Genomic DNA, 26,503 nt, shown 5'->3' with positions numbered 1-26,503 from the left:
GTTTCAGGGCGCGGTGGGAGGCGGGCTGTCGGGTGGCGGCTCGCTGGATGAGGGGGCATTATGGAGCTCGAGGTCCTGAATCAGGTCACCCAGGTCTTCCTCCATCAGACGACGCAGCTCTGCTTCGTATTCTTCTATCGAGCCTGACAGGTCAAGAATGATCTCGACCCGGCGGTTAAGCGCACGGGTTTCCGGCCACTCATTGCTGGCACGAGGGCGGGTCTCGGCGTAGCCCTGTACCCGCATGCGCTCCGGCTTGATAGTATCGTTGAGCAGCAGGGCGTTGGCGACCGATGAGGCGCGCGCTGCGGAGAGGTCCCAGTTGGACTGGAAGCGGTTGGTGTGGATCGGAATGTTATCCGTGTGTCCCTCGATGGTGATTTCGCCCGGCAGCTTGGCCAGTACTTCGGCAATACGGTCCAGCATGTCGCGAAAATCGTCGGTCATGTCGGCCGAGCCGGAAGGGAAGGAGCCCTTCTCCTCTACCCGAATGATGATCCGCTTGCGGTCGTGTTCCAGTTGCAGTCGGCCCTGCGCCAATTCGTTTTCCAGTACGTCACGCAGGGCGTCCATGCTGGTATCGATCTGTTCCTTGGTGGTTTCCTGAACCTGCTTCTGGACGTCTGCTTCCATTTCCTCGCGCAGGGTATCCAGCTTTGGATCCTGTTCGGTGGTCTGCTGGCGCACGCTATCGACGGGGGTGGGTTCGGGCTTGCCCGGTGAGAACTTGTCGAAAATCGGACTGGTGCCCATCGGGATTTCCAGCGCGGGCACATCGCGCTGTACGCCAAAGGCGGCTGATAGTTCGCCGGCGATCTGCTTGAACTTCTGCGCGTCGATTTCGGAGAATGACAGCAGCAGTACGAAGAAGCACATCAGTAGCGACATCAGATCGGCGAAGGTCATGACCCATGCGGGGATGCCGGGGCTGTCGTCTTCCTGCTCTTCCATCAGCCTTCCTTCGCCTCGTCGTTCGCCTTGCTGCGTTTATCGGCAGGCAGGTAGCTGCTCAGCAGTTGTTCGATAACACGGGGGTTGGTGCCTTCCTGAATTGCCAGAATGGCGTCGATCCACAGTGATTGCATGCGTGCTTCTTCGGTCATGCGCAGGGCCAGCTTGTCGGCGATTGGTAGGCAGACCATGGTTGCCAGCATTGCGCCGTACAGCGTGGTGAGCAGTGCGACTGCCATGGCCGGACCAATAGACTTCGGGTCTTCCATGTTGGACAGCATCTGAACCAGGCCGATCAGCGTACCGATCATGCCCATCGCCGGGCCGACGTCACCCAGCGCAGAAAAGATCTTCGCCCCCCAGCGGTTGCGTTCCATGGTCAGCACCCGCTCCTTTTCGAGGATGGCCTTGACGGTTTCCTGCGGATGGCCGTCGATCAGCAACTGAATACCGCTGGCGAGGAAGGGGGAGGCGATTTCCTTTTCTTCAAGGGCCAGCAACCCGGACTTGCGGGCAATGGTGGCGAGTTCAACCAGTTCGTTGATGCTGGTTTCGGTATCGGGGAGCTTGAAACGAAAGGCTCGGCCTGCAACTTTAATGGCGCCAATAAATTGACCGACATTGAATTTGGCAAGCACCACAAACAGGCTGCCACCAAAAACGATCAGCATTGATGGCACATTGAAGAACACCTGGGCACCAGTGCCCAGTAGAATGGATGCAGCGATGATGCCGAGTGCGCCGATCAGGCCAATCAGGGTTGCGAGATCCAAACGGGGACTCCTGGGATGTATTGCGACGGGGTGGACAGCAATGGGTGCCCGCACTCGGGCTATAGCGGCTATTCTAAGTTGGATAGCCAATATTGCAAACGTCAGATGCATTTAGGATAGTCGGATATTCACCAGGTTTCGAGGAGATGTCATGGCGGTTTTCAGTCGTGTTTCGCTGTGGTCAGTGGTAGCGGCGGCCTTGGTAGCGGGAGGGCTTGCGTTTATCGGGGTCAGTCTGAAAACCGGGCTGCTGGAGTTTCGTGGCGCCGACCGGGTTGTCAGTGTCAAAGGATTGGCAGAGCGTCAGGTGGCGGCGGATCTGGCACTGTGGCCGATCAATTTCAGCGTTACCGGCGACAGTCTGGACCGTCTGCAGGACGATGTTGAACATCAGCAGGGGTTGGTGCGTTCGTTTTTACTGCTCAAGGGGTTCGAGGAAAAGGACATTCAGCTTTCGATGCCCAAGATAGTCGATCAGCATGCCAACAGCTATGGTGCCAACCTTCCGCCCGAGCGCTATCGCGCGGAAGTTACTGTGCTGGTTCGCACCGCCGATGTTGATGGCGTCAAGGCGGGCATGCAGTCGGTCGGCGAACTGGTCAAGTCAGGGGTTGCACTGACCCAGAGCTACGAGTTTCAACCCACCTTTCTCTTCACCCAGCTTGATGCGATCAAGCCCGATATGATTGCAGATGCGACCCGTGATGCCCGTGCGGCGGCGGATCAGTTTGCCCGCGACTCCGGGGCTTCTGTCGGCAGTATTCGTCGTGCTTCCCAGGGCTATTTCTCAATCGACGATGTGGATCCGTTTACTCCGGAAGTGAAGCGCATCCGCGTTGTCACCAACATTGATTACAGTTTGGAGTAGGGGTTAACCCGGTGCGTGTCTGCGGACAAAATCGCTGATCGTCCGGGGCCAGTGCTGCAGGTCGTTTGCGTCGCTGATGATCTGCAGCTCGGCCAGGGGCAACGCTGTGGCCAACTGCTCTGCGGTTTCCAGCGGATGGATCGGGTCATCGCGCCAGGCAAGAATCAGCGTTGGTACTTCCAGCTGCTGCAGCGCGCTCACAGCAGGCAGGTCGCAGGCGCAGGCGGCGTCGAGTATTGCCATTAGTGCGTCTGCGCGCATGCCGCTCAGGGCCCGCAGTGACGCGCTTGCGTGATCAGGATGGGCTTGCAGCAGCCAGTTGGGCAGAGCTGGGTTCTGTGCCGCTAGCCTGAGCAGGCTGGCAATACCGCGTTGTTCAATGAGGCGTTGCATCTGCCGGTAGCGGCGTACCTGATTCGGTCTCGTTTGCCAGGCCGTCGGCGGCGTCGCCAGAATCAGGCAGGAAGTTAGTTCCGGCTGTTTCAACGCCGCGAGCAGGGCGCTGGCGGACCCCATCGAGTGCCCCCCCAGGGCGCGTGGTGTTGTGGCGTGTTCACTGGCGACCCCGAGCATGTCGTCCGCCTGGCTCGTCCAGAGATAGGCTGAACTGGCGGTGCCCCCCGGTGAATGGCCATGTCCGCGTGCGTCATAGCGTATCCGGCGTATGCCGTCTTCCTGAGTTGGGTGAAACCAGCCGGTGGTGTCTTCGAGCGTCATCGAAAGCATCAAGCCGTGCGCCCAGATCAGCGAGGGGCCTGAGCCGGATACTGTTGTCTTCAGCATGTAGGTGTCATCATCAAGGCCGAATTGCCAGATTAACAGACGGGTATGCCGCTGACAGCCGCAAAGGGGCGAATTAGACTGGCTGACTTGTTTTTTGGGGAGTTGCTGAATGGATTTGTTGGCCTGGGCTCATGAAAGCAGTGCTGGTTTCACCTTGCGCGGTTGGCATAGCCAGCCGAGTGGTAAACCGGTTCTGCACTTTTTGCACGGCAATGGTTTTTGCACCCGGACCTACGAACCGATGCTGGCGTTACTGGTTGAAGACTTCGATCTCTGGCTGTGCGACCTGCAGGGCCATGGTCAGAGCGATCATGGTGGTCGCTTCGTTGGCTGGAACCGCAACGCGGAGCTGGCTGCAGAGGCATTTTCCGAACAGGGCAAGGTGTTCGGTGACGCGCCGCGGATGGCATGCGGGCACAGCTTTGGTGGGGTTTTGACTGCCTTGATCATGGCTCGCCAACCGGACCTGTTTCTGCGCACGGTACTGCTTGATCCGGTGTTCTTTCCGCCGGGGCTGATTGCATTGCGGCGTGGTCTCGGGTTGTTCGGCTTGCACGATCATCCGGTGGCAAAACGTGCTGCTGCGCGTCGGGACTACTGGCCAGACCGCACGGCGGCGCATGCCGGGCTGCACAACCGCGGCATGTTTAAGGGCTGGGACGAGACTGCCTTTGAGGCACATATTGCCCATGCGCTGCGTGACCGGGAGGCGGGCGGGGTAGAGTTGTGCTGCCGGCCGAGTCGCGAGGCTGAGGTATTTCGTACGATGCCGTCGGCACTGTGGTCGTCATTGCGGCGGTTAACGACCCCGACGCAGATCGTCTATGGTGATAGCACCTATCCGTTTGTCGGGCGTGCGGCGCGTCGTCTGGCCGCCAGCAATCGTCATGTAACAGCGCATCAGACGGCGGGCGGTCACTGCTTTATGCTGGAGCATCCGGCCAGTGCCGCTGCCGCGGTACGCGCACAACTGCTGGGGGAGTAGTCATGCCCGCTTGGCCTGCTCGGTAAGCAGCGCGCTGCGTTCCTGGATGCTTCTGGCCACGTGCTCTGCTAAGCCGGTGCCCGCTTCGCTCATGGTCAGGTAGGTGTGATCGGCGCCTGCCTGAATAATGCGCCGCGCGATATCCTCGTACATGGCATGCGAGACAATCAGGCCGTCGAAGCCGCGACCGCGCAAGTTGTGGACCGTAATCGTCTTCGCCTCGGCATCGTTCATGGCGAGGATCACCGAGTGAATGTTCGGCATATCCAGATTCTGCCAGAACACCGGGTCTTCGGCGTCAGCGAACAGGGCCTGTCGGCCTGACGCCAGGCTGCCCTCAACGGCGACGGGGTCGGAGTCGAGGCCGATGACGCGGTAGCCTTTCTCCGACAGGTTGTCATAGGCGGCGCGGCCGGTGCGGCCCAGCCCCATGATCAGTATCTGTGCATCGCCCAGGGTGATTGGCTGTTCGTCGGGGTGGCGAATATCCCGCTCAAAGCGAGTCAGCAGCGGCGCTATGTATTCATAAATGCTGTGCACAATGCGGTTGAGCGGTGCGGAAATGACAAAGGAAAAGGCAACCGTTAGCGCCAGTGGTATCAGCCACTCAGGCAGTACCAGGCTAGCCATGATCAGGCCGAACTCGCTGTAGTTGGTAAGAGTAAGGCTGCTGAGAAAGGCACTGCGTGCGCGCAGCTTGAAACCGGTGAACAGAAAGAAGAACAGGGCGGTTTTCAGCGGTAGCAGCAGAGTCAATGCCAGCGCAAACAGGATGGCGTGCTGATCCGGCAGGCCGCCCAAGCCAATCTGGAGAAAGAAGCCAACCAGAAAGACTTCCTTCAGGCTCCAAAGTGACTGCGATAGCTCACCAGCGCGTTTGTGGTTGGCCAGCATGGCGCCAAATGCGAGTGCGCCCAGCTCGGAGCTTAAGCCCAGTGCTTCGAAACCGGCACCGCCGACTACCAGTGCCAGCAACAGGCCGAGCAGTACCATCAGCTCCTCTCGGCCACTCAAATCCAGCAACTTGAACAGTAGCGGGCGGCATAGTGGCAGGATCAGTACCATCAGAGCCCATCCGGAAGGTGTCTGGCCGCTGGCAATGCTGATCGCCACCAGGGCGATCAGGTCCTGCATGATCAGTACGCCGATCGCGACCCGGCCATGGAAGGCGCGTAGCTCGCGTTTGCTTTCCAGCACCTTGGCTGCCAGTACGGTACTGGAAAACGACAGTGCCATTGCCAGCAGTACGGCCTGCTTGACCGGCATATCAAGAAAGAACATGAACGCTGGTAGAAACAGGGCAGTAGATAGGCCAAAGTGCAGCAGGCTGCCGCCGATGACTTCTGGTCGGGCGAGGTTCTTAAGTTTGAGTTTGAGGCCGACCGTAAATAGCAGAAGCAGCACGCCGAGGTGGGCGATGTGATTGAGAACGTAGCTGTCTTCGGGGCCTACACCGACGCGTTCGCCAAGCGCAGAGAGTGCAAAGCCGGCACCAAGGTAGCCGATCAGGGGAGGGAGGCCGACCTGCTTGAACAGCAGGCCCAAGCCGAAGGCAAAGGCAATCCAGACCGCTTCAATCACAACCGCATTCCATTTTTTGTGTGGGGATGCCCCCAGTCATGGCCGCGCTGTGCGGCCTCCTCTGGCCAAACTATATAGAACTCGGTGCGGCTTTGCCGAGTGTGTGGAGCCAAAATGCACAAACCCGGCAGTTGCCGGGTTTGTGCTGATGCGTCAACGAGGTGCAAATCAGGCGGCGACGATCACATCGCCGTGATTCTCCGGCTCGATCAGTGCGCGGTGTAGCGCAGCAATCGCGGCGTCATAGTCCTCTTCCTGAACCACGCATTGCATCTCTACCTGGCGTATCGACTGGTGCACTGCCTGGATGCTAATGCCTGCTTCGGCCAGGGCAGCCACAGTCTTGGCCAGAATACCTTTGACCTTGAGGTCCGAGCCGATCGCTGAAACGATAGCGACGTTATGCACGTTGACCTCGGCCATCGGGTAGCGCTCTTCGATTAGGCGCGAGGCGCGGTTGATCATCTTGCGTGACGCCGAGACGTAATAGGTAATGCTGTTGGCATCTGAGTCCTTGTTCACCACGTACAGCTTGAGCTTTCTCAGCAGCTTGGTGATCTCCAGATCGTATTCAACGTCGCCCAGCATCTCTTGGTCGAAGACTTCGATGCCAAATACGTCTTTACGGCCGGCGATGATCTCGACGCAGGGCTTCTCACTGCAGTAGTCCTGGCTAATCAGTGTGCCACCGTGATCCGGCTCGAAGGCATTCTTGATGCGCAGGTGGATGCCTGCGCGGCGCAAGGTACGCGCGGCCTTGGGATGAATCGCTTCCATGCCGAGGTTGGAGAGCTGGTCGGCCACGTCATAGTTGGTACGCCCGATGGTAACCACTTTATCCACTCCGACCAATGTCGGATCGGCACTGGATAGATGGTATTCCTTGTGAATGATGGCTTCACTGGCGCCTGTGGTTGCCGCGATCTGGGCGAATGTGATCTCGCTGTAGCCGCGGTCGAAGGTGCTCATCAGGCCTTCGCTGCAATGGGTATAACCAGTCGCAACAACCAGTTCGTTGTTCAAGTCGATACCGTCAAAGCTGTCGCGAACCATTTCCTGAAAGGTTTTCGGCTCGCGTTGGTTCCAGCCGGTCAGGTCGGCCAGTCGAGCGTTTATGCCCTTTTTCTTCAGCGCCAGTACGGTATTGAAGGCGCTGTGAGCCTCGCCCAGTGAAGCCAACATTTCGCGGACTTTCATCAGGTGTTCGGTCAGCTGGAAGTGGCCATAGGAGCACAGTTGCTGCAGGCTAACCATGCAGTCACGAACGTCGCTGATGCGGCCTTCAATGAAGCGGTTGGCGGCTTGCAGCTCGTATTCGCCCTCGAACAGTTCAGCGTTCTTGGCGGTCATGGCCTGCTGGACGTTGTCCAGGGCTTCCAGCCAGGCGTCTTCGTTGTGGGCGTCGGCGAAGCGCTCGTACACACCGGGCTCGCCGGTTTTCTTGTGTTCGAGCAGCATGTTGGTCATGCCTGAATAGGCAGAGACCACAAAAATGCGCTGGTACAGCTCAGCACCCTGACGTTGGCCAATGAAAATGTTCTGCAGTACTTCCTCGAAGCGGCTCATTGAAGTGCCGCCGATCTTCTCTACTGTATGCATGGTCCTGGTTTCTGTCGTTGGTGAATGCTGTCCTGCCATTGGCAGGTCGGAGCCTCATGCTCCGCCGCGAACGCCGGCCGTTAATTGCCCTTTTGGGCGTAGCCGGCAGATTATCCACATCAAGCTGCCGTCGGAATAGATGTCTGAGTGAATCTATTTGTTGCATTTGACGCGCGGCGTGTGGGACGCGGTCACTGTCTTTGTGAGCCGCTGCCGGAGTCGAGACCTGTTTCAGGGTGACTCCGGCCGGCGTGACCCTGAGCGCGGTTGTCTCCTGTCTGGAGAGCGTTCAGGTCACGCGGCGGCGTAGGCATGACTCAGTCCATATCAACCGGGTAAACGCCGTCTTTATCATGAACTTCCTTGCCGCTCAGTGGCGGGTTGAAGACACAGGCCATCTTCATGTCTTCGCTGCCACCACGCAGCATGTGCTCGTCATGCTTGTCGAGGATGTAGAGCGTGCCTGGACGGATCTGGTACACCTTGCCGTCGGACAGGGTCTCGATCTCGCCGTTGCCACTCATGCAGTAGACCGACTCCAAATGGTTCTTGTAATGGATGTGGGTCTCTTTGTTGGCATAAATGGTGGTGATGTGAAACGAGAACCCCATGTTGTCGTCCTTGAGCAGCATCCGGGTGCTTTCCCAGGTCTCGGTGGCGACACGGCGCTCGGAGTTTTCACAGTCTTGCAGTGTACGTACGATCATGAATTCGGGTTCCTTACGAAGCTTGGTTGGCTACCTGTTCTGCCATGACTTTGGCAAAGGCGGCATCGAGAATTTTCAGGGCCTTGTCGATCTGCTCTTCGGTGATGGTCAGCGGGCACAGGCATTTGACTACCTGGCTATGGTTGCCGCTGGTTTCGATCACCAGACCGTTGGCGAAGGCTTCCTTGCAGATCGCGGCTGCGATGTCGCCGTCCGGGCAGTTGATACCGATCATCATGCCGCGACCTTTGACATAGAGAGAGTCGGGGCCGTGTTTGCGGACAATCTTCTGCATGCCTTCGCGGATGCGCTGGCCCTTGGCCTGAACGCTCTTGGCGAAGCTGTCGTCCGACCAGAAGTGCTCAATGGCGGTGGCTGCGGTAACAAACGCGTGGTTGTTGCCGCGGAAGGTGCCGTTGTGTTCACCCGGTTTCCACTGATCAAGCTCGTTGCGCATGACGACGATGGCAAACGGCAGACCGAAGCCGCTCAGCGACTTGGACAGAGTGATGATATCTGGCTTGATGCCCATCTCTTCAAAGCTGAAGAAGGTGCCGGTACGGCCGCAGCCTGCCTGAATGTCGTCAACAATCAGCAGCATTTCGTGCTTGCGGCACAGTTTCTCCAGTTTGCGCATCCATTCGGCCGATGCGGTGTTCAGGCCGCCTTCGCCCTGGACGACTTCCACGATCACAGCGGCAGGCTTATCGATGCCACTGCTCGGGTCACTGAGCATCTTGTCCATCATGGAGATGGTGTTGACCTTGTCGCCGAAGTAGTTGGCGTAGGGCATACGGCTGATGTCGGTCAGCGGTACGCCAGCAGCGCCACGGTGATGGCCGTTACCTGTGGCTGCCAGTGCACCGATGGTGCAGCCGTGGAAGCCGTTGGTGAAGCTGATCACGTTGCTGCGGCCGGTCACTTTGCGGGCCAATTTCAGGGCCGCTTCAACGGCGTTGGCGCCGGTCGGGCCGCTGAACTGGACCTTGTACTTGTCCAGGCCGCGTGGCTGCAGAATCACTCGTTTGAAGGTTTCCAGGAAGTGCTCTTTGGCTTCGGAGTACATGTCCAGTCCGTGTGTCAGACCGTCATCTTCCAAATACTGGATCAGCGCCTTCTTCAGGACCGGGTTGTTGTGCCCGTAGTTCAGGGTGCCAGCACCGGCGAGAAAGTCGATGTAATGCTTGCCTTCACGGGTGATTAACTCAGCGCCGCGGGCCTGTTTGAAAATCACCGGGAACGAGCGGCAGTAGCTGCGAATATCCGATTCGTTTTTTTCGAACTGTTCAAAGGTATTCATGAAATCTCCTGATCTCAGTGCTGAGCGTCGTTGGGTGCTGATTGGGTAAAGGGGCCGGCGCGATAGATGACTTCATCATCGTGCTCGCCGTTGAAATGGGTCTGGCGTGAGAACAGCACCTCTGTGCTGTAGTCAGCGCCTAGCTGGCGAAACGCCTTCTTGAACAGCGCCTCGGATGCCTCGTTGCCGGGGGAGATCGTAGTCTCCAGACGATTTACACCTTCAGGGCGCAGACGCTCGATCAGCGCCAGCAACATCTTGAGAGCCAAGCCTTGGCCGCGCATGCGGCTGTCTACCGCGACCTGCCAGACAAACAGCGTGTCCTGGCGTGCGGGTGGGCGGTAGCCGGAAATGAAGCCAACCAGATCGCCGTCCGATGTTTCCGCAGCGATGGCCGTGTCGGCGAAGTCGTGACACTGCAGCAGGTTGCAGTACACCGAGTTGGTGTCCAGCGGCTTGCAGCGTTCGACGAGACTGTTAAGAGCGAAGCCGTCCGTGCTTTTTGGTTTTCGTAGTGTTACGGGTATAAGGGACAAAACGAGTTCCTAATGCTTATGCATAAATGCTTTTTTAATAATAAACACATCCAAAAAATTATCTCAACCGCCTGTAGGCGCTGATTTATATGGGTTTTGCCCGCTTGTCATATATTTATAGCTGTTAAATAGATGTGTCATGAAAGTGTTTTTTAGTATAAGGATTTTGCCTGAAAGCCAGCTGCGACAAGGCCTGCGTCTGGATTGGCGCATAGGGCATCGGGAAGAGGGGGAAGGGCGTGTCGGAAGGGGGGCGCACCCGCTCGTCAGAGCGGGTGGCAAAAGTACTGCATTTGAACGTTACAGGGTGAAACCGCCGTCGATGGGAATGATGTTGCCGGTCATGTAGGCACCGCCTGTGCCCGCCAGCATGATTGCCAGTGCGGACATTTCCTCTTCACGGCCCCAGCGCTTCATCGGAATGTGCTGGCAGTCTTCTGCCATTGCCTGTGGGTCGTTATGGATGTGGCTGGTCATCTTGCTTGGGAAGCGGCCGGGAGCGATGACGTTGACGTTGATATGTTCGCTAACCAGTTCGCGGGCAAGGTTGCGCGACAGTTGATGCACCGCCGCCTTGCTCGGGCCGTAGGAGTAGGCCTGCTCACCGAACGAGCTGATGCCTGCAACTGAACCGATGTTGATGATGCGAGCCGGATTCTCTGCGCTGGCGGAACTGCGCAGCAGCGGCAGCAGTTGCTGGATACAGCTGAATACCGAGATCACGTTCAGTTGCATGACCTTTTCCCAGCCGGATACCGGGAACTCCTCCAGCGGGGCGCCCCAGCTGGTGCCTGCGTTGTTGACCAGAATGTCCAGACGCTCGGTAATGCCGCGCACATCTTCCGCCAGTTGGCGCGCGCCTTGCTCGGTAGAGAGGTCAGCGGCCAGGGCGGTGCAGTCGCCGTACTGGCTCAGTTCCTCGGCGGTTTGCATGCCCTCGGCGATCTTGCGGCAGCAGATGATGACGCGGGCGCCGGCTTCTAGGTAGCCCTGGGCGATCATGCGGCCGATGCCGCGGCTGCCGCCAGTGACCAGCGCGGTGCGGCCGGCAAGGCTGAAGTAGTGCTGCATGGGTGTCTCCTTGATGTAATCGGATGGGGTAATAGCCCGGTCCTTACGGTAAACCAGCGCTCGCTTCAGGCCCTAGGTTTATCCAGAGCGCAAATACTGGCTCATGGGTCGACGATGACCTTCGCTGTGATTATCTGGCTTTTGGCTTATCCTTTGGCACATCAGCCAGCGGAACTGTTGTCATGTATGACGTTCACAATGGCGAGCCTGTATTTGAGCAAAGTGAGGTAGTGATGGGACCTGTTCGACGTTCGCGCAAAGAAGACGCATCTGCCTGGACCGTGGCTGACAGCCGCAGCGTTTACGGCATTCGGCACTGGGGTGCCGGCTATTTCAACGTCAATGAACAGGGGCATGTGGACGTCATGCCACGCGGGGCCGAGGGCGGCAGCATCGACCTGCATGAACTGGTTGGCCAGCTGCGAGAAAGCGGCTTGGACTTGCCGCTGCTGGTACGTTTTCCGGACATTCTGCAGGCGCGGGTGCGGCAATTGACCGGTGCCTTTGATCGCAGCATTGAGGCGCTGGATTATGGCAGCGGTTATACCGCGCTCTATCCGATCAAGGTTAACCAGCAAGAGGCCGTGGTTGAGAATGTGATCGCCACCGAGAATGTCTCCATCGGGCTTGAGGCGGGCTCCAAGCCGGAGTTGATGGCGGTGCTGGCGCTGGCACCCAAAGGCGGCACCATCGTTTGTAATGGCTACAAGGATCGCGAGTTCATCCACCTGGCGCTGATCGGCCAGAAGCTGGGTCACAAGGTGTTCATCGTTATCGAAAAGGAGTCCGAGGTTCGGCTGGTCATCGAAGAGGCAGAAAAGCTCGGAGTGACGCCCAATATCGGTTTGCGCGTACGCTTGTCTTCGCTGGCGTCCAGCAAGTGGGCCGACACCGGAGGGGAGAAGTCCAAGTTTGGGTTGTCGGCGGCGCAGTTGCTGCGCGTAGTGGATGCCTTTCGTGCTGCAAATCTGCAGGACGGGGTGCGCCTGCTGCACTTCCACATGGGGTCTCAGATCGCCAATCTGGCGGACTATCAGCATGGCTTCCGTGAAGCGATTCGCTACTTCGGTGAGCTGCGCGCGCTGGGCCTGCCGGTCGATCATATCGACGTTGGTGGCGGGCTGGGGGTCGACTACGACGGTACCCACTCGCGCAACGCCAGCTCGATCAACTATGACGTCAACGAGTATGCCCAGACCGTAGTCGGCATGCTACGCGACTTCTGCGACGAGCAGGGCTTGCCGCACCCGCATATCTTTTCCGAAAGCGGTCGGGCGATGACCGCGCACCATGCGGTGCTGATCGTCCAGGTGACTGATGTTGAGCGCTACAACGATGTCATGCCGCAGATTGACGACCTGGAGGCGTTGCCGCTGGTGGTACGCAACCTGGTCAGGCTGCAGGATCAGCACGATGTCGAGATGGTGACCGAGACCTACTGGCGGGCCACCCACTATATGGCGGATGTAGCGGCGCAGTATGCTGAAGGCAAGCTGACGCTGTCGGAGAAAGCGCTGGCCGAGCAGTGCTACTACGCACTGTGTAACCGTCTGCATACCCTGCTCAAGGCGCGCCAGCGTTCACACCGTCAGGTGCTGGACGAGCTGAACGACAAGATGGCCGACAAGTACATCTGCAACTTTTCGGTATTCCAGAGCCTGCCGGATACCTGGGCGATTGATCAGGTACTGCCGATTATGCCGCTGGATCGACTGGAGGAAGAACCATTGCGCAGGGCGGTGTTGCAGGATCTGACCTGCGACTCCGATGGCAAGATCCGCCATTATGTCGATGAGCAGAGTATTGAAAACAGTCTGCCGGTACACGAGCTACGCGAGGGTGAGGATTATCTGCTGGGTATCTTTCTGGTCGGCGCCTATCAGGAAATTCTCGGCGACATGCACAACCTGTTCGGCGACACCGACTCGGTCAACGTCTACCTGCGCCCGGATGGCAAGGTAGTGCACGGTGGTATCGAAACCCACGACACCATCGAAGACATGCTTCGCTACGTGCACTTTGCGCCGGACGAACTGGTGACACTGTATCGCGACAAGGTCTCCGGCGCCCGCCTGAGTCCGGCCGAGCGCACGCGCTTTGTGGACGCGCTGCGACTCGGCCTGACGCGTTCGTCTTACCTGAGCGCTGAGTAAGAGGTCAGGCGGCCTGCTTCTGCAAGCTGATCCAGGTCGCTTCGGCCCAGCCCACCGGTTGGCCGGCGGCGTCGTAGAGGGCCGTGCCGGCGTGGTGCTTGCGCCCGTCGTGGGCGATGGCCCAGCCGGCTACTACCAATTGCTCTCCCACCTTGATTGGCCGCTCGATATGCGCCGCGAAGCGGCCTAGCAGGGCGACGCCTGCCTGTTCCCTGACCGCAAAGTACCCAGGGCAGTCCAGGGCCGCCCAGAGGTACTCTGGTGCCACGCTGCCGTCGCCCGCATCCAGTGTGCTGTCGGGTGTCCAGGGGCAGGCAACAGTGCTGGTGCGGCCGCTGACCGGGCCGGTGTGCAATAGCAGACCGTCGTGTTCGCAGCGGTTGGTGCCGCAGACAAAACAGCCCGGCAGGCCGTGGTCGTTATAGCCGCTGAACCGTGGCCGCGCCGCTTCGGCGTCGGCCAGGCTGATCGCAGCAGGTGGCGTCAGCTCCAGCTGGTAGGGTTTGGCGCTGCCGAGCAGGGTATCGCCCTGCAGCAGGCGAGCACCGTCGCTGTCGCGCACAATCTGCAGTTCGGTATCCAGCGGCGGTGGTGCGTGCAGGGTGACCTGGCAGGGCTCGGCCATGGCGTTGGCCAACAGGCCGCAGACGTAGCCGCCGTTGCCGCTATTTGGCGGCCCGCAGAAGCGCTTGCGAATGATGGTCGGGATGGTGCTTTGCATGAACATTTTCCTTAATGGCTCCAGCCGCCGCAGACCGGGAACACCTGGCCGACAAAACAGTTGGCGGCGTCCGAGCACAGGTAGGCGGCGAAGTGGGTATCTTCGTCTGCCGAGACCAGGCGTCCGAGCGGCACTTCACGTTGCAGTCGGGCCTGAAACGCCGGGTTGGCCTGAATCTCGGGCGGGAAGTAGGTTGGGTTGTCGACAAAGTTCTGAGCGATGGCATTGACCTGGATGCCCTTGGCAGCGACTTCTGCGCCGACCGCTTGTACCCAGGCCAGCTGCGCTCCGCGCGCGGCGCTGTAGCTGGAGGCCCGCTTCATGCCGCGCAGGGCAGAGGCACTACCCATCAGCAGTATCTTGCCGCTGCCACGGTTGATCATGGAGGGCAGAACGGCCCGCGCGAAGCGGGGCAGCGGATCGACCATGTGGCGAAATAGCAGGCCCCATTCCTCGTCTGCCACCTGATCGGCAGGTGTGCTCGGCGCAGGTACCCCGAGATTGAGCAGTAGTACGTCAACCTCGCCCGCTTCAGCAATCAGCTTCTGTGGTGCTTTCGGGTCCAGAAAGTCGCGCTTGTCGGCGATCACGTTGGCACCGCAGGCCTCCAGCGTGCGCTGCAGCGCCGGGCCCATGAAGTCGCCTGCCTGGGTCAGCAGGATGCGCTTGTTGCTCAGGTCGCACAGACTCATTGTTCTTCTCCCTGTCAGCTTGCCGGGAAATGGCGTTCCAGGAACGGCAGCAGCAAGCTGTTTACCTGCGCTGGCTTCTCTGCCTGGATCCAGTGTCCGCAATCGGCAATCACGTGCTGCTCGACCTGCGGCACCACGGCCGGCATTTTCTTGATGGTATAGGCTTCAAGTGTACCGACTGGATCGCGGTCGCCGATCAGGAACAGTGCGGGCTGCTCGATTTGACGGCCGGCCAGCGCTTCGGTGCGCTCCCAGTTGCGCTCGAAATTGCGATACCAGTTTACCGGGCCACGGAAGCCGCTTTGCTCGAAGGTTTTAACATAGACGTCGAAGGCCTCATCCGAACACCACGCAGGCGGCTTGCCGGGATCGGTGTAGTCGTCCAGCCAGGCCGCGTCCGCTGGCTTGTCCTGCACCAGTGCGCCGCCTTCCTGGCTATCCAGGCCGTGCATCATCAGGCGCATGGTGCGCGGAATGTCGGCCGCCAGCTCGGCCTCTGCCAGCCCCGGTTTCTGGAAGTAGAGGATATAGTGGAAGCGGTCCTTGTAGGCCTCGCGCATCATGTTGATGGCCGGCTGGCGCGGTCGCCCGCCGAAGGGTACCGACATGCCGCAGACGGCCTTGATACGTGCCGGTTCCAGCAGAGCCAGGTGCCAGGCGACCGGTGCGCCCCAGTCATGCCCGATCATGGCCACCTGCTGATGGCCAAAATGGTTCATTGCGCCCTGGATATCGGCGCACAGGGTGATCAGGTCGTAGGCCTCGACCGCTTCCGGTGCTTCGGTTGCGCCATAACCGCGCATTTCCGGTGCAAACACGCGGTAACCCTGTGCCGCCAGTGCAGCAATCTGGTGGCGCCAGGAATACCAGCACTCGGGGAAACCGTGTAGCAGCCAGACCGGCGTGCCGCTTTCGGGACCGGCAATATGCACGCTGAGCCTGATGCCGTTGACCTTGATCAGCTGTTGTTGTGTCTGCTGCATGCTGCTCTCCAAAGAATCAGAAGCCGACACTATGGCAAATCGGTGCCGTAATGGCGCGATTGTCGCATGCGCATTCATCAGCCGAAGTGGCGAATATCCGTTTGGTGCATGATTCGCGGAGAGTGGCTCTGAGCTGGTTGCGAACATGATGCGATCCTCCGTCGCTGAGCTATGCTCATCATGTTGTGGAAGCTGGCGCTATCCAGACAGGGAACAGGATCAGGCAATGAAAAGAGTGCGTCCGTGGATTACGCTGCAGGGGCTCATTGCCGTGTCCATTGTTATCTGTCTGCTGACAATGCTGGCAGTGACTGCCTTCCAGGGCTATCGCGGCGCGCGAGCGGTACTGGTTGCGGCGGCGGCTGACTCCGCCAGGCAGTTCGGTGCTTTGTTGGATGAGCGTGCGGATCGTCTGCTCACCCCGAGCGAGAACGCCTTGCGTCTGTTGGTTCACGATCCGCTGGTCAGCGCGCGAACCCTCTCTGACCGGGTTGACCGGCTGCCGGCGTTGGTTCAACTGCTGCGTGATGGCACTGCGGTCAGTGCTGTTTATGCGGGCTATCCGGACGGCGATTTCTTTCTGGTGCGCAGGGTGCCGGAGGGCGGGATTGATGGCTACAACTTGCCTGAAGGTACCCATTTTCTGGCGCAGTCCATTGAGCGCGACGGTGAAGGGCTCCGTGGCCGCTGGCTGTTCTTTGACAAGGAACTGCACCAGATGGGAAGTCGGCCCGTTCCGGAGTATCGCTACGACCCCCGTACTCGTCCTTGGTATCAGATGGCGCAGCAGTCTGCAGAGGTTGTGCTGACTGAGCCCTATCTGTACTTCACTACCCACCAGGTTGGCCTGACCATGGCGCTGCGCAGCCAACTGACCGCTACCGTGCTTGGCTTGGACGCGGCAGTCGATGACTTGGCCGTCGAGGTCAAGGACATGCACCTTACGCCAGGCACCGAGATGGCAATCGTCAGTGGCAATCGCGTTGTTGCCTACCCTGATGTTGATCGCTTGATCGTGCTGGAGGGGGCGGAGTCTCCCAGACTGGCGACCATTGATGAACTGAACGTGCCGGTGTTGAGCGAGTTGGCAGCGATGCGCATTGGTTCCTCGGAGGTCAGGCGCCTGCCGAGAGAGGATGGTGACTGGTACGTCATCAGTTTGCCGTTGAGCCGGATTGGTGAGGATCTGGGGCGTGTGTTGATCGCCATGCCCGGCAGGGAGCTGCTGTCCGGCGTAGTCAATATTCTCAAGCACCAGGCGGTCTGGGCACTGGTGCTCATGTTGCTGCTGGTGCTGATTGGTTGGGCACTAGGGCAGCGACTAGGAGGGCCACTCAAATCGCTGGCTGACCAGGTTGGCTATCTGGCCGACATGGATTTCAGCCAGAAGATCGGCGTGCGCTCGCGTATTCGTGAAGTGAGTGAACTGGGCCAGGTGCTAGGGCGAATGGCGAGTGCCATTCATCACTTTCAGCAAATTTCACTGGCGCTCAGTCGTGAAGCTCGGCTTGAGCGAATGCTGGATGAGGTGCTTGGCCATCTTATCGAAATGGCCAAGGGGCGCGGCGGCGCCGTGTTTCTGTACGAAGAAAAGAGCGCTGAGCTGGTACTCGCCAGCGGTATTAACGCTGACCATTACCCTCAGTCGATTCTTCTCGACGAGGAATTGCGCAGCAAGCCGGAGCGGGTGCTGGCGACGCGGCTTGATCGCGATCACCGTTATCTGACGTTGGCATTGCGTGATCGGCGGGAAAGCCTAATCGGTGTGCTGGCAGTGGAAGTGTCGCCGTTGCTATCGGGCAAGGCCCTCCGGAGTTTGCGGCAATTCCTCGACAGCCTGTCCGGCACGCTAGCGGTTGCTATCGAGACGCGGCAGCTGTTCGATGACCAGCGGCGCTTGATGGAGTCAATCATTCGCCTGCTGGCAACGGCGATTGACGCCAAGTCACCCTATACCGGCGGCCACTGTGATCGTGTGCCACAGTTGGCTGAGATGCTGCTCAATCGGGCGTTGAGTGCAGAAAACGGCTCGCTGGCGGACTTTTCCATGGACGAGGATGAACGCTATGCCTTCAGAATCGCCGCGTGGATGCACGATTGCGGCAAGATCACCAGCCCGGAATACGTCGTTGACAAAGCGACCAAGCTGGAAACCATCTACAACCGTATTCACGAGATTCGCACGCGCTTTGAAGTGCTCTGGCGTGACGCCGAGATACGCTATTGGCAGGGGCGAGCAGACGGGCAGGATGAAGCGGCACTGGCCGCTGAGCTGGCCCAGACCCATGCGCGTCTGCAAGCCGAGTTTGCCGAGGTGGCCAAGGCTAACGTTGGTGGCGAGTTCATGCGTGATGAGGATATTGCGCAGTTGCAGCAGATCGCTCGGCAGACCTGGACGCGGCACTTCGATGATCGGCTTGGCCTGTCGCAGCAGGAAATGCGGCAGCTCGAAGCGGTACCCGAATTGCCGCTGCCGGTGGTTGAGCAACTGCTCAGCGACAAGCCGGAGCACAAGGTGCCCTGGGGGGATCGCAAGCCGCCGGTTGCCAGTGATGATCCGCGCAATGAGTGGGGGTTCGATATGGAACCGCCGGAATACAGTTTCGACCTGGGTGAGCTGCACAACCTGTCCATCCAGCGTGGAACCCTCACAGCTGAGGAGCGGTTCAAGATCAATGATCATATTGTGCAGACGCTGATCATGCTCAGCACCTTGCCGTTCCCGCGTGCGCTGCGCAATGTGCCGCAATTGGCCGCGACGCATCATGAGAAGCTTGATGGGACCGGTTATCCGCGTCGGCTTGGCGAAGATCAGCTGTCAGTGCAGGATCGGGTGCTGGCAATCGCTGATATCTTTGAAGCGCTGACGGCGGCCGATCGCCCTTACAAGTCAGCCAAGACCCTGTCTGAAGCGGTCAAGATCATGCTGTTCATGGCTAAGGATCGGCATATTGACCCAACACTGCTGGCGCTCTTTCTGCGCACCGGTGTGCACGAACAGTACGGACAGTTGTTCCTGTCCGGTTTCCAGCGTGATGACGTCGATGTCAGTGAGTGTCTTGCCCAGTTGCGTGAATGGGGGCTGATCTCGGAGCAGGATAGCCAGCCGCTGGCTTGACCCTAGATGACGGAATTGTGGCAATCTGTGCCATCCTGCCGATGGTTGCTGGCGCGGCAGGGGTCGATAGCCATAACAAGAGAGTGGTCATGCTGAGTCTGTCACCCGTTGCTGAATCTGCCACCTTGCTGCGCCGTGTTGGCGTTGTGGTTGGCTCTGTGCTGGTTACCTTGGGGTACTGCCTGGACGTCATCTGGAGAGCCGCATTCAGGCAGCTGGATCGGGCCCGGGTTGACCGCTACACACGCGGCTGGGCGAGCAAATTGCTGAGGCTGGTGCGGCTGCAGGTTACGGTATACGGCAAAACGCCGGACTTCGCAGACGGTCGCCGCTATATCATTCTCTGCACCCATGCCAGCCACTACGATATTCCGGTCAGCTTCGTCGCTTTGCCCGGCTCTATCCGTATGCTCGCCAAGGCCGAGCTGTATCGGATTCCGGTGCTTGGGGTCACCATGCGGTTGGCTGAATTCCCTTCAATCAACCGCCACAAGCGCAATCAGGCGATAGCCGACCTGGCTCGGGCGCGGAATATGATGGAGTCCGGGATTGTGCTCTGGGCAGCGCCGGAAGGGACGCGTTCACGTACCGGGGAGCTGTTGCCGTTCAAGAAGGGGTGTTTTCATCTGGCCCTGGATACCGACGCAATCATCGTACCGGTTGCCATTCGCGGTATTCACAATGTACTTCCGGCACGCAGTTGGCGTTTCAATCTAGGCCAGCAGGTGTCGGTACACATCGGTGAGCCGCTGGACGCCAGCAGCTATGATCGTGAGCAACTGCCAGAGCTGATGGCAGAAACCCGGCAGCGTATCGCGGCGTTGCTGGGGTAGCTGGGCTTGGTTTCCCTTGCGCCCCTGTTTTCGGTCAGGTAAGTAGGCTGGCTTATCTCCGGCGAGCTTGTTATTCCTTTTTGTGCTATGCATAGAATCAAAATAAAGTTTATATTTTTCTTAATTGAGAGCTCGTGAAAGTCCGGCACATGGCTGTCTTGTGTTGCCGGTGCGGTGCATGCGGGCTCGAACCTGCCATGTCTAACACCGGAGTCACTTATGAAAACCGCCCATGATCTGGTCGCCGCCGCCAAGGCGCGTGTCAATGAGGTTGATTTGACGGCCGCTGACGCAGCCATTCAGGCTGCCGATGTGCTGATTGATGTACGCGAGGCGGACGAGTTTCAGGCTGGCCATATCCCGGGCGCGATCAACATCCCTCGTGGGTTGTTGGAATTCAAGCTCAGCAATGACCCGGTGTTGTCGGCTCGTGATCAGAAGCTGGTGCTTTATTGCAAAAACAGTGGTCGCTCGGCGCTGGCAGCCAGTTCGCTGCAGGAGATGGGATACCTGGACGTGCTGTCGATTCTGGGCGGTTTTGATGCCTGGGCTGAGGCCGGCAAGCCGGTGGCCGGTGCGGCTTTGCCACCATTCGAATAACGCTTTGTTGGTACCGGCGCGGCGCTACGCTGTCGCCGGTGCCTAGCCCTGATCCTCGAGCGCCAGGTGAAACTGGGCACCCTCGGCTTCAAGCGGTGTGAGCAGGGTGGTGCAGTAGCCCAGTTCATCGAGCAGGTCGCGCACCTTGGCGCTGTTCAGTCCACTGTGCGGGGTTTTGCGCAGGTGCTGCTCCAGCGCCTCTAGCGTGCTCATGCCGGCGGCAACCGGTTGCCAACTGACGTCTTCGATACCCCACACCTGGCCGGTTGCTGGGTCAACCTCCGGCACCTCCGCTGTGCGCCCTTCTTCACCAAGCATGGCAACGGCGGCTTGCAGCTCAAGCGCGGTGGTATCAATGAACTGGCTCAGTTCGGCGACACCTAGCGTACGACACAGGCCATCGAGCAGTTTCAATTCGTTGCGCAGGGTGCAAAGAAGTCGGTCTCCCGGCTGGAATTGATGGTCCAGCAGGGCATTCAGCCGCAGGGCGCTTGCCACATTGTGCTCCTGAGTTGAGAGGTTATTCGAGGTTCGGGCCTACTGTAACCCAGAGCGCGGCTGTCCTGCATCGCCGCACTCATTCTATCCAGCGGTAGAGGGTGCGGCGGGTGATGCCAAGAATGTCCGCTGCACGACGCTTGTTGCCACCGGTTGCGCTGAGCACCTGGTGGATGTATTGCCGTTGTACCGTCTCCAGGCTGGGAAGCTGGTCCAGCGCTTCGCCGGTGAGGTTGTCGAGCATCGGTACCGCTGGTGCGCCGGGAAGGTCGGCCTCGTTCTGCTGCAAGCGCTCAGGCAGGTTGACGAGCTCGATCAGGTTGCCGGTACAGAAGGTGGCCGCACGTTCGACTGCATTCTGCAGCTCGCGCACATTGCCCGGGAATGGGTGGCGCTGCAGCGCTGCTCTAGCGTCGTCGCTGAAGCCTTTGATCTGGCGCTGCTGTCTGGCATTGAATCGTGCCAGGAAGAAGTCGGCCAGCGCGTGAATGTCTTCGGCGCGTTCACGCAAGGGTGGAACTTGCAGGGTGAATGTTTCCAGTCGGTAGAACAGGTCTTCGCGGAAGCTGCCGTCGGCAACACAGTCGGTCAACTGGCGGTTGGTCGCGGCGATTACACGCACATTCAGCTGGATCTCGTGGTCGCTGCCCACCGGGCGCACCTTGCCATCCTGCAGGGCGCGCAATAGCTTGGCCTGCAGGGCGAGCGGCATTTCTCCTATTTCGTCAAGCAGCAGGGTGCCGCCGTCGGCCTGCTGGAACAGGCCCGCGCGTGCCTTGCGTGCCCCGGTGTAGGCTCCGGCGGCGTGGCCGAAGAACTCGCTCTCCATCAGCTCGCCCGGGATACCGCCGCAATTGACAACCATATAAGGGGCGCTGGAACGGGCGCTTTGCTCATGCACTGCGCGAGCGACCAGCTCCTTGCCGGTACCGCTCTCGCCCTGGATCAGAACCGGGCCATCGGCGCCTGCGACCTGGCGAATGTCCTGAAACAGCCGGCGCATGACGTTGCTCTGGCCGATGATCCCGTGAAATTGCTCAAGGGCCATGATTGAACGGTAGCGCTGCACTTCGCGGCGCAGGCGGCGATTCTCCAGCAGTCGACTGGCTGTCAGCAGAAAATGATCCATTTCCAAGGGTTTGGTCAGGAAGTCGTCTGCCCCTTCCTGCAGCGCCTGCACTGCCTGCTGAACGGAACCGAAAGCGGTGATGATCAGAATTGCTGGGGCGGGGCTCGCGCGTTGGGCGACAGGGAGCAGGCTGAGGCCATCGGCACCTGGCAGACGCAGATCGCTGATCAGCAGATCGACGTCACCCTGCTTAAGCAGGGCGTGGGCGGCTTCGGCGCTGGGACATGGGGTGACGCGGTAGCCTTCGGCCTCCAGCTCCTCCTGCAGTAGTTCACGTAGCCCTGGGTCGTCCTCGACCAGCAGCAGGTGTTCGGTGTGACTCATGCGGTGCTCTCTCTGTTGGTCGGCAGCAGCAGGGTGGCTCGGCAGCCGCCAAGGTCGCTGCTGCCCAGTTGCAGCTCGCCGTCGTGCTCTTCGGCGATGGTGTCGACGATTGCCAGCCCGAGTCCGGTGCCCTCGCCAGGCGGCTTGGTCGTGAAGAACGGTTCCAGCAATTGCGCATGCGTCGCCTCGGGCAGGCCCGGGCCGTCGTCTTCGATATCGATGCGCAGGTAATCCTGTTGTTGACTCACCGTTACCCTCAGGCAGGACCGGCTCGCTTGCAGCGCATTGCGCAGCAGGTTGAGCAGGGCGAGCTCAAGCCGTGCCGGGTCAACAGTGATGTTGGGCAGGTGGGCTGAGGCAAGAGGCACTACCTCCAGCTGGCGCCCAGCATCGTCCAGCTCTGGCGTTATCGCCGCAGTGGCACTGTCCAGGATCTGTCGTAAAGAGGTGGTGCGCGGCTGCACGGCGCTGGGTCTGCTGTAGTCGAGCAGTTGGCGAACGGTGCGAGTCAGTCGCGCAACCTGGGCGCGAATGGCATTGAGTTCGCGGGTCTGGGCGGCGCTTGTATCGCTGTTTCGCTGCAGTCGGCGGGCGCGGCCATCAATGACGCTCAACGGTGCGCCGAGCTCATGGGCTACACCGCGCGCCATGCCGCCGATGGCGGCCATCTTTTCCTGGTCCTTGAGCTGTGCCAGCAGCCGGGTTTCCGCGAGGCGGTGCTGGTCAAGCTCCTGCTGCGCCTGCTCGATACTGTCTAGCATCTGGTTCAAGCCGCGAGCCAGGGAGGCGACCTCGGTCGGTCCTTCCAGCGCCGCCCGGTGTGCGTGATTGCCCGCCGCTACGTGCTGCATATGTTCCAGTAGGCGGTCCACGTGTCGCCCGACGCCGCCGTAGTGGCCGAGCATGACTGCGCAGATAATGCCGATAGCCAGTACCGCCCAGGCTAGCCAGGCGATGATCTCCAGTTGATCCAGCGCCCGCCCGAAGTCGCTGGCGCGCCGGCTGATCTGAATCAACCCCTGAATATTGCCGCCGGCATCAAACAACGGCATGAAGTGGGAGAACAGGTTGCGTCCGTCTACTCGGCTGAACCCCTGTTGGGCCTGGCCGGTGGAGACGATCAGGTCAGGAATGGCGGTGCGCGACAGGTCGCTTTCGGTGGTCCCTGCTGCGCTCAGGCGCACGCCATTCACATCGAACACCGACGCGCCATAGACCTCGCCGATGATGAAGACCGAGCTCAATGCCGCTTCGATCGCTTGCTGATCCCCCTCGCGCAGTGCATTGCCAATAGGGATGCTGATGGCTCGGCCAATCAGTTCAAGGTCATCTTTCAGGCGTTGTTGTTGAAACTGGCTTGCCTGCTCCAAACCGAAGCGGATACCGAGCGCTGTGAGCAGCAGCAGGGGCAGCACAACAAACAGCAGGACGGTGCGTTGCAGGCCGCTGATACCTGTCCAGGCTAGCGGGTCATATTTGAACGGATATTTTTTGCTCATGTTTAAAAAAGATACGTTTTGATGGCTGATAGTTCCGGCTCCGGTGTGGTTTTATTTTTTTTGATTTTTGTTTTTATTTTTATAAATCATATGGTTATGGTGTTTTCTGGGTTTTTGGCACGGTCTCTGCTCTGTGACTGGTGAACTTCAACGAAGGAGAAGCACCATGATGAATCTGAAAAAACTGACCGCTGCTCTGTGTGTTGTGACCCTGAGTGCGGGTGCTCCGTTCGCTATTGCGCAAACCGCAGGTGGAGCCGCTGGCCAGCAATACGGCGAACCGTCCGCAGCCGCGGCAGCTGCGCCTGTGTCTGAAGCCGACTTGGAAAAATTCGTCAGCGCAGAAGAGAAGGTCAACGAGATTCGCCAGGAGCTGACCGACGAACTGGGCGCGGCCAGTGACCAGGAACAGGCGCAGCAATTGCAGTTCGATGCCCAGCAGGAAATGGTTGAGGCGGTTGAGAGCTCCGGTATGGAGGTTGCTCGCTACAATGAAATCGCCTCGCGCATGCAGACCGATACCGAGTTGCGCGAGCGTGCGCAGCAGTTCAACTGATTTGATTGACTCACGGGAAAGGGGCTTCGGCCCCTTTTCTTATGGCCGCAGAGAAGGTGGTTTGCCCGGCAGTCGTTAGCTGCTGTGCTGGTATTCCGGCCGTCGGGCAAGTCCTTGTTTGAGGTGGTCGACCAACTGCCGGACCTTAGGCGATAGATGCCTTTGCTGTGGATACAGTGCCCAGACTGCAGTATGCGGTGGCTGGTGCTGGGGCAGCAGGGCACGTAAAGCGCCGCTGCGCAGGTGCTCCTGCACGTAATAGTCGGGCAACTGACACAGGCCGAAGCCGCGCAGGGCGGCGTCCAGTACCGCCTGACCGCTGTTGCAGCGCCAGTTGCCATGTATACGTACGGGCAGTTCGCGACCGCGCTGTTGAAAGGACCAGACGTCGCTGCTGCCGATCAGACAGTTGTGGCGCGGCAGCTCCGAGAGGCTGTGCGGCGCGCCAAAACGCTCCAGGTATGACGGTGCGGCGCACAGGTACATATGCCGCGGCGCAATGCGGGTGGCGATCAGGCTCGAGTCCTGCAGCCGGCCCAGACGAATGGCCAGGTCGTAGCTGCCGTGCAGCAGGTCAAGGGTCTGGTTGGTCAGGGTCATTTCCACTCGCAGCTGCGGGTGCTGCTGCATAAAGTTGTTGACCAGCGGCATGATGAAACTTTCGCCGTAGGCTACCGCGCAGGTCATGCGCAGTAGCCCTTTGGGCTCGCTGCCCAGATCGGTGATGGCCTGCAGTACTTCGTCGCGGGCGTCGATCAGGCGTTGGCAATGCTGCAAAAAGGTCTGGCCGGCCTCGGTCAGGCTCACGCGGCGGGTGCTGCGGTAGAACAAGCGGCTCTGCAGGCGGTCCTCAAGGCGCGCGATCTGCCGGCTGACGTGAGAGGAGGAGACGCCCAGCCGCTGCGCTGCGCCGGTGAAGTGGCCCGACTCGGCGACGGCGACGAATTCGTCGATACCTTCCCAGTTGCTCATGCCCAGTTGCTCATGATTATCCCTGTACAGCAATAATGTTTTGTCTAGTGGGTGATTATCCACGAAACTGCTCTCTACTACACTTGGCAGCCTGTGTTTCCCTCATCCAATGGAGAGTCCCCATGATCAAGTCCCGCGCCGCCGTGGCCTTTGCGCCGAATGAACCCCTGCAGATTGTCGAAGTGGACGTCGCGCCGCCGCAGGCCGGCGAGGTGCTGATTCGCATCGTCGCCTCTGGTGTCTGTCACACCGATGCCTACACCCTGTCCGGCCAGGACAGCGAAGGCGTGTTCCCCTGCATCCTCGGTCACGAGGGCGGTGGTGTGGTCGAAGCGGTCGGTGAGGGCGTGACCTCGGTCGAGGTCGGCGATCACGTGATTCCGCTGTATACCGCCGAGTGCCGCGAGTGCAAATTCTGCAAGTCCGGCAAGACCAACCTGTGTAGCTCGGTGCGCACCACCCAGGGCAAAGGCCTGATGCCCGATGGCACCAGCCGGTTCAGCTACAAGGGCGAGCCGATCTATCACTACATGGGTTGCTCGACGTTCTCTGAATACACCGTGCTGCCGGAAGTCTCGGTTGCCGTGATTCCGAAAGAAGCACCGTTGGAGAAAGTCTGCCTGCTGGGTTGTGGTGTCACCACCGGCATCGGGGCGGTACTGAATACCGCCAAGGTAGAAGCGGGCGCGACCGTCGCCATCTTTGGTCTGGGCGGTATCGGCCTGGCCGCCATCATCGGTGCCAAGATGGCCGGTGCCAGCCGCATCATCGGTATCGACATCAACCCGGCTAAGGAAGGTATTGCCCGTGAGCTGGGGTTGACCGAATTCGTCAATCCGAAGGATCACGATAAGCCGATTCAGGAAGTCATTGTCGACATGACTGACGGCGGCGTGGATTACAGCTTCGAGTGTATCGGCAATGTGCAGCTGATGCGCGCGGCGCTGGAGTGCTGCCATAAGGGTTGGGGTGAATCCACCATCATCGGTGTGGCGCCGGCTGGTGCCGAGATCAGCACCCGCCCGTTCCAGTTGGTGACCGGACGCGTCTGGCGTGGCAGTGCATTCGGTGGCGTCAAGGGCCGTACTGAGCTGCCGGGCTACGTCGAGAAATCCCAGACCGGTGAAATCCCGCTGGACAGCTTTATCACCCACACCATGGGTCTGGAGCAAATCAACGACGCCTTTGAACTGATGCACGAAGGCAAGAGCATTCGTACCGTCATTCATTTCTAACCCAGCCGCAAGCGGCAAGCAAAACCACGTGGCGTC

The 26,503-nt window shown here is 59.6% G+C and carries 24 protein-coding genes; 8 read left to right on the top strand and 16 right to left on the bottom strand.

From position 1 onward, the window contains the following. Nucleotides 1-3: 3 nt before the first annotated feature. Both C1949_RS07830 and pomA read right to left on the bottom strand, forming a co-directional pair. Complete coding sequence (locus tag C1949_RS07830; protein ID WP_104737921.1) at nucleotides 4-951, bottom strand: flagellar motor protein MotB; 948 nt, start codon at nucleotides 949-951, stop codon at nucleotides 4-6. After that, nucleotides 951-1,724: a flagellar motor protein PomA gene (pomA, locus tag C1949_RS07825; RefSeq protein ID WP_104737920.1), complete on the bottom strand. Its 774-nt coding sequence runs from the start codon at nucleotides 1,722-1,724 to the stop codon at nucleotides 951-953. Before pomA ends, C1949_RS07830 begins: the two co-directional genes overlap by 1 nt. 151 nt (nucleotides 1,725-1,875) lie before the next feature. Here pomA and C1949_RS07820 point away from each other — a divergent pair, with 151 nt between their 5' ends. Further along, complete coding sequence (locus tag C1949_RS07820; protein ID WP_104737919.1) at nucleotides 1,876-2,592, top strand: SIMPL domain-containing protein; 717 nt, start codon at nucleotides 1,876-1,878, stop codon at nucleotides 2,590-2,592. A 3-nt stretch (nucleotides 2,593-2,595) separates the two neighbouring features. Here C1949_RS07820 and C1949_RS07815 read toward each other — a convergent pair whose 3' ends face one another. After that, nucleotides 2,596-3,375, bottom strand: a complete 780-nt coding sequence (locus C1949_RS07815) for an alpha/beta fold hydrolase (RefSeq protein WP_104737918.1) — start codon at nucleotides 3,373-3,375, stop codon at nucleotides 2,596-2,598. A gap of 109 nt (nucleotides 3,376-3,484) precedes the next feature. Between C1949_RS07815 and C1949_RS07810 the strand changes: the two genes are divergently transcribed. Beyond that, nucleotides 3,485-4,360 (top strand): alpha/beta fold hydrolase, encoded by an 876-nt coding sequence (locus tag C1949_RS07810; RefSeq protein ID WP_104737917.1) that lies wholly within the window; start codon nucleotides 3,485-3,487, stop codon nucleotides 4,358-4,360. Here C1949_RS07810 and C1949_RS07805 read toward each other — a convergent pair whose 3' ends face one another. From C1949_RS07805 to C1949_RS07780, 6 genes are all read right to left on the bottom strand, one after another. Next, nucleotides 4,361-5,941: a cation:proton antiporter family protein gene (locus tag C1949_RS07805; RefSeq protein ID WP_104737916.1), complete on the bottom strand. Its 1,581-nt coding sequence runs from the start codon at nucleotides 5,939-5,941 to the stop codon at nucleotides 4,361-4,363. It abuts the gene before it with no gap. A gap of 168 nt (nucleotides 5,942-6,109) precedes the next feature. Then, nucleotides 6,110-7,540 (bottom strand): aspartate kinase, encoded by a 1,431-nt coding sequence (locus C1949_RS07800; protein ID WP_104737915.1) that lies wholly within the window; start codon nucleotides 7,538-7,540, stop codon nucleotides 6,110-6,112. A gap of 317 nt (nucleotides 7,541-7,857) precedes the next feature. After that, nucleotides 7,858-8,247, bottom strand: coding sequence for an ectoine synthase (locus C1949_RS07795; protein ID WP_104737914.1), 390 nt, complete (start codon nucleotides 8,245-8,247; stop codon nucleotides 7,858-7,860). 13 nt (nucleotides 8,248-8,260) lie between these two features. After that, nucleotides 8,261-9,547: a diaminobutyrate--2-oxoglutarate transaminase gene (gene ectB, locus C1949_RS07790; RefSeq protein ID WP_104737913.1), complete on the bottom strand. Its 1,287-nt coding sequence runs from the start codon at nucleotides 9,545-9,547 to the stop codon at nucleotides 8,261-8,263. 14 nt (nucleotides 9,548-9,561) lie between these two features. Continuing rightward, entirely contained in the window at nucleotides 9,562-10,083 is a 522-nt protein-coding gene (ectA, locus tag C1949_RS07785; RefSeq protein ID WP_104737912.1) for a diaminobutyrate acetyltransferase, read from the bottom strand. Nucleotides 10,084-10,383: 300 nt separating this feature from the next. Continuing rightward, on the bottom strand, nucleotides 10,384-11,154 hold the full coding sequence (locus C1949_RS07780; protein WP_104737911.1) for an SDR family oxidoreductase: 771 nt from the start codon (nucleotides 11,152-11,154) through the stop codon (nucleotides 10,384-10,386). Between the two features lie 233 nt (nucleotides 11,155-11,387). Here C1949_RS07780 and speA point away from each other — a divergent pair, with 233 nt between their 5' ends. Continuing rightward, nucleotides 11,388-13,307 (top strand): arginine decarboxylase, encoded by a 1,920-nt coding sequence (gene speA, locus C1949_RS07775; RefSeq protein ID WP_104737997.1) that lies wholly within the window; start codon nucleotides 11,388-11,390, stop codon nucleotides 13,305-13,307. Nucleotides 13,308-13,311: 4 nt separating this feature from the next. Here speA and C1949_RS07770 read toward each other — a convergent pair whose 3' ends face one another. The 3 genes from C1949_RS07770 to C1949_RS07760 are packed head-to-tail and all read right to left on the bottom strand — an operon-like array spanning nucleotide 13,312 to nucleotide 15,703. After that, nucleotides 13,312-14,028, bottom strand: coding sequence for a hypothetical protein (locus C1949_RS07770; RefSeq protein ID WP_104737910.1), 717 nt, complete (start codon nucleotides 14,026-14,028; stop codon nucleotides 13,312-13,314). Nucleotides 14,029-14,039: 11 nt separating this feature from the next. After that, entirely contained in the window at nucleotides 14,040-14,720 is a 681-nt protein-coding gene (locus C1949_RS07765; RefSeq protein WP_104737909.1) for an SDR family oxidoreductase, read from the bottom strand. A 14-nt stretch (nucleotides 14,721-14,734) separates the two neighbouring features. Continuing rightward, complete coding sequence (locus C1949_RS07760) at nucleotides 14,735-15,703, bottom strand: alpha/beta fold hydrolase (RefSeq protein WP_104737908.1); 969 nt, start codon at nucleotides 15,701-15,703, stop codon at nucleotides 14,735-14,737. A gap of 226 nt (nucleotides 15,704-15,929) precedes the next feature. Between C1949_RS07760 and C1949_RS07755 the strand changes: the two genes are divergently transcribed. From C1949_RS07755 to C1949_RS07745, 3 genes are all read left to right on the top strand, one after another. Then, nucleotides 15,930-18,821: an HD domain-containing phosphohydrolase gene (locus C1949_RS07755; RefSeq protein WP_104737907.1), complete on the top strand. Its 2,892-nt coding sequence runs from the start codon at nucleotides 15,930-15,932 to the stop codon at nucleotides 18,819-18,821. An 89-nt stretch (nucleotides 18,822-18,910) separates the two neighbouring features. Continuing rightward, nucleotides 18,911-19,654: a lysophospholipid acyltransferase family protein gene (locus tag C1949_RS07750; protein ID WP_104737906.1), complete on the top strand. Its 744-nt coding sequence runs from the start codon at nucleotides 18,911-18,913 to the stop codon at nucleotides 19,652-19,654. Nucleotides 19,655-19,873: 219 nt separating this feature from the next. Continuing rightward, entirely contained in the window at nucleotides 19,874-20,254 is a 381-nt protein-coding gene (locus tag C1949_RS07745) for a rhodanese-like domain-containing protein (protein WP_104737905.1), read from the top strand. A gap of 42 nt (nucleotides 20,255-20,296) precedes the next feature. Here C1949_RS07745 and C1949_RS07740 read toward each other — a convergent pair whose 3' ends face one another. The 3 genes from C1949_RS07740 to C1949_RS07730 form a co-directional block, all read right to left on the bottom strand. Beyond that, entirely contained in the window at nucleotides 20,297-20,752 is a 456-nt protein-coding gene (locus tag C1949_RS07740) for a hypothetical protein (RefSeq protein ID WP_104737904.1), read from the bottom strand. 79 nt (nucleotides 20,753-20,831) lie between these two features. Further along, nucleotides 20,832-22,205, bottom strand: a complete 1,374-nt coding sequence (locus C1949_RS07735; protein WP_104737903.1) for a sigma-54-dependent transcriptional regulator — start codon at nucleotides 22,203-22,205, stop codon at nucleotides 20,832-20,834. Further along, a complete protein-coding gene (locus tag C1949_RS07730) occupies nucleotides 22,202-23,704 on the bottom strand; it encodes a sensor histidine kinase (protein ID WP_104737902.1) in 1,503 nt (500 codons plus the stop codon). Before C1949_RS07730 ends, C1949_RS07735 begins: the two co-directional genes overlap by 4 nt. A 166-nt stretch (nucleotides 23,705-23,870) precedes the next feature. Between C1949_RS07730 and C1949_RS07725 the strand changes: the two genes are divergently transcribed. Continuing rightward, a complete protein-coding gene (locus C1949_RS07725) occupies nucleotides 23,871-24,260 on the top strand; it encodes a DUF4168 domain-containing protein (protein WP_104737901.1) in 390 nt (129 codons plus the stop codon). A 75-nt stretch (nucleotides 24,261-24,335) separates the two neighbouring features. Here the strand turns inward: C1949_RS07725 and C1949_RS07720 are convergent, their stop codons facing one another. Beyond that, nucleotides 24,336-25,232 carry a LysR substrate-binding domain-containing protein gene (locus tag C1949_RS07720; protein WP_104737900.1) on the bottom strand — a complete coding sequence of 299 codons (897 nt, stop codon included), beginning with the start codon at nucleotides 25,230-25,232 and terminating at the stop codon, nucleotides 24,336-24,338. Between the two features lie 122 nt (nucleotides 25,233-25,354). Here C1949_RS07720 and C1949_RS07715 point away from each other — a divergent pair, with 122 nt between their 5' ends. Further along, nucleotides 25,355-26,467, top strand: a complete 1,113-nt coding sequence (locus tag C1949_RS07715) for an S-(hydroxymethyl)glutathione dehydrogenase/class III alcohol dehydrogenase (RefSeq protein ID WP_104737899.1) — start codon at nucleotides 25,355-25,357, stop codon at nucleotides 26,465-26,467. Nucleotides 26,468-26,503: the final 36 nt, after the last annotated feature.

Source organism: Halopseudomonas oceani (genome assembly GCF_002903165.1).
Taxonomy (GTDB): domain Bacteria; phylum Pseudomonadota; class Gammaproteobacteria; order Pseudomonadales; family Pseudomonadaceae; genus Halopseudomonas; species Halopseudomonas oceani.
This window is presented reverse-complemented; position numbering and strand designations above follow the sequence as displayed.

Excerpts from the sequence above, each read along its gene's own strand:
- C1949_RS07830 (WP_104737921.1), bottom strand. The coding sequence starts at position 951 with ATGGAAGAGCAGGAAGACGACAGCCCCGGCATCCCCGCATGGGTCATG.
- C1949_RS07820 (WP_104737919.1), top strand. The coding sequence starts at position 1,876 with ATGGCGGTTTTCAGTCGTGTTTCGCTGTGGTCAGTGGTAGCGGCGGCC.
- C1949_RS07815 (WP_104737918.1), bottom strand. The coding sequence starts at position 3,375 with ATGCTGAAGACAACAGTATCCGGCTCAGGCCCCTCGCTGATCTGGGCG.
- C1949_RS07810 (WP_104737917.1), top strand. The coding sequence starts at position 3,485 with ATGGATTTGTTGGCCTGGGCTCATGAAAGCAGTGCTGGTTTCACCTTG.
- C1949_RS07800 (WP_104737915.1), bottom strand. The coding sequence starts at position 7,540 with ATGCATACAGTAGAGAAGATCGGCGGCACTTCAATGAGCCGCTTCGAG.
- C1949_RS07795 (WP_104737914.1), bottom strand. The coding sequence starts at position 8,247 with ATGATCGTACGTACACTGCAAGACTGTGAAAACTCCGAGCGCCGTGTC.
- ectB (WP_104737913.1), bottom strand. The coding sequence starts at position 9,547 with ATGAATACCTTTGAACAGTTCGAAAAAAACGAATCGGATATTCGCAGC.
- C1949_RS07780 (WP_104737911.1), bottom strand. The coding sequence starts at position 11,154 with ATGCAGCACTACTTCAGCCTTGCCGGCCGCACCGCGCTGGTCACTGGC.
- speA (WP_104737997.1), top strand. The coding sequence starts at position 11,388 with ATGGGACCTGTTCGACGTTCGCGCAAAGAAGACGCATCTGCCTGGACC.
- C1949_RS07770 (WP_104737910.1), bottom strand. The coding sequence starts at position 14,028 with ATGCAAAGCACCATCCCGACCATCATTCGCAAGCGCTTCTGCGGGCCG.
- C1949_RS07765 (WP_104737909.1), bottom strand. The coding sequence starts at position 14,720 with ATGAGTCTGTGCGACCTGAGCAACAAGCGCATCCTGCTGACCCAGGCA.
- C1949_RS07760 (WP_104737908.1), bottom strand. The coding sequence starts at position 15,703 with ATGCAGCAGACACAACAACAGCTGATCAAGGTCAACGGCATCAGGCTC.
- C1949_RS07755 (WP_104737907.1), top strand. The coding sequence starts at position 15,930 with ATGAAAAGAGTGCGTCCGTGGATTACGCTGCAGGGGCTCATTGCCGTG.
- C1949_RS07750 (WP_104737906.1), top strand. The coding sequence starts at position 18,911 with ATGCTGAGTCTGTCACCCGTTGCTGAATCTGCCACCTTGCTGCGCCGT.
- C1949_RS07745 (WP_104737905.1), top strand. The coding sequence starts at position 19,874 with ATGAAAACCGCCCATGATCTGGTCGCCGCCGCCAAGGCGCGTGTCAAT.
- C1949_RS07735 (WP_104737903.1), bottom strand. The coding sequence starts at position 22,205 with ATGAGTCACACCGAACACCTGCTGCTGGTCGAGGACGACCCAGGGCTA.
- C1949_RS07730 (WP_104737902.1), bottom strand. The coding sequence starts at position 23,704 with ATGAGCAAAAAATATCCGTTCAAATATGACCCGCTAGCCTGGACAGGT.
- C1949_RS07725 (WP_104737901.1), top strand. The coding sequence starts at position 23,871 with ATGATGAATCTGAAAAAACTGACCGCTGCTCTGTGTGTTGTGACCCTG.
- C1949_RS07720 (WP_104737900.1), bottom strand. The coding sequence starts at position 25,232 with ATGAGCAACTGGGAAGGTATCGACGAATTCGTCGCCGTCGCCGAGTCG.
- C1949_RS07715 (WP_104737899.1), top strand. The coding sequence starts at position 25,355 with ATGATCAAGTCCCGCGCCGCCGTGGCCTTTGCGCCGAATGAACCCCTG.